At 59.0% G+C, this 1,112-nt stretch carries 2 protein-coding genes; both read left to right on the top strand.

Annotated elements, in window-relative coordinates; translation table 11 throughout:
• Positions 1 to 47: 47 nt before the first annotated feature.
• The gene (locus tag CQ12_RS37040; RefSeq protein WP_018272545.1) at positions 48 to 233 is read left to right on the top strand and encodes a hypothetical protein; all 186 of its coding nucleotides are present in this window, start codon (positions 48 to 50) and stop codon (positions 231 to 233) included.
• Complete coding sequence (locus tag CQ12_RS37035) at positions 233 to 1,030, top strand: ERF family protein (RefSeq protein WP_041482674.1); 798 nt, start codon at positions 233 to 235, stop codon at positions 1,028 to 1,030. The genes CQ12_RS37040 and CQ12_RS37035 overlap by 1 nt, the downstream gene beginning before the upstream one ends.
• The last annotated feature ends 82 nt before the right edge of the window (positions 1,031 to 1,112 follow it).

The raw sequence follows: 1,112 nt of genomic DNA, 5'->3' as shown, positions 1-1,112 counted from the left end.
GCTAACACGCAGGACCACAACCGCAAGCTGGTTCGGGAGGCAGTGTGATGCGCCGCCTCCCCCTCTCCCCGATCGACCGCGAGCAGGCTCTGGCGAACTTCTACAACGCCGAGCGTCGCGCCGGTGCTGATCCGCTCGTCGCCAACGAGCGCATGCTCGAGTTCTCCAAGCGCTTGGACGCTGCGTTCGAGCGCGATCTGGAAGTCATTCGCCAAGTAATGGAGCGTTCCTGATGACCCTTCCCGCTGAGAACATCCGCGAAGTAGCTGGCCCGGTTTCATACCCGCCTGCCCTTTCTGAGACTGCAGCAGTGTTCAGCATGATCGAGCGCGCGGCGCGCGATCCGAACGTGAACATGGACAAGTTGGAACGCCTGATGGCGATGCAGAAGGACATGGCTGCATCACGCGCCAAGGTCGCTTTTGACGCCGCGATGGCTGACATGCAGCCCAAGCTGCCCGTCATCGATCGCAAAGGCAAGATCGAGGTAAGGAAGAAGGACGGCAACGGAGATCGAACTGGCGCAGTCCAGCAGTCAACTCCCTACGCCCTCTGGGAGGATATCAACGAGGCAATCCGTCCGATCCTGGCTGCTCACGGGTTCTCCCTCACCTTTCGTGTTGGCAAGACGGACGCTGGCCTGATCACGGTTACCGGCATTCTTGCTCATCGCGAAGGCCATCGGGAGATGGATACCATCACCCTGCAGCACGACAGCACAGGCAGCAAGAATGCTGTCCAAGCGGTCGGCTCGTCCAACAGCTACGGCAAGCGCTACACCGCGATCAATCTTCTCAACATCACTACGCGCGGAATTGACGATGATGGAAAAGCAGCTGGCGCGCCGGAGGCCATTACTCAGGATCAGGCCGACGATTTGCAGGCGATGATTGAGAGCGTCAACGCCAACAAGGCCAAATTCCTGAAGTTCTTCGAGGTCGAGCATGTCGGCCAATTGCCGGCCAAACGCTACCAAGAAGCCGTCAACATGCTCAACGCCAAGGCGCGGGGGCATCTGCAATGCCAATAACCATTTTTGACTGCGATCAGAACAGCCCTGAATGGTACGCAATTCGTTGCGGAGTGCCGACGGCCAGCATGTTCAGCGCGAT

It is taken from the genome of Bradyrhizobium jicamae, from assembly GCF_001440395.1.
Taxonomy (GTDB): Bacteria; Pseudomonadota; Alphaproteobacteria; order Rhizobiales; family Xanthobacteraceae; genus Bradyrhizobium; species Bradyrhizobium jicamae.
The sequence above is the reverse complement of the archived record's forward strand: the minus strand, read 5'-3'. Positions and strand labels throughout refer to the sequence as shown.

Coding starts and splice junctions, on each gene's coding strand:
- CQ12_RS37040 (WP_018272545.1), top strand. CDS start 48: ATGCGCCGCCTCCCCCTCTCCCCGATCGACCGCGAGCAGGCTCTGGCG.
- CQ12_RS37035 (WP_041482674.1), top strand. CDS start 233: ATGACCCTTCCCGCTGAGAACATCCGCGAAGTAGCTGGCCCGGTTTCA.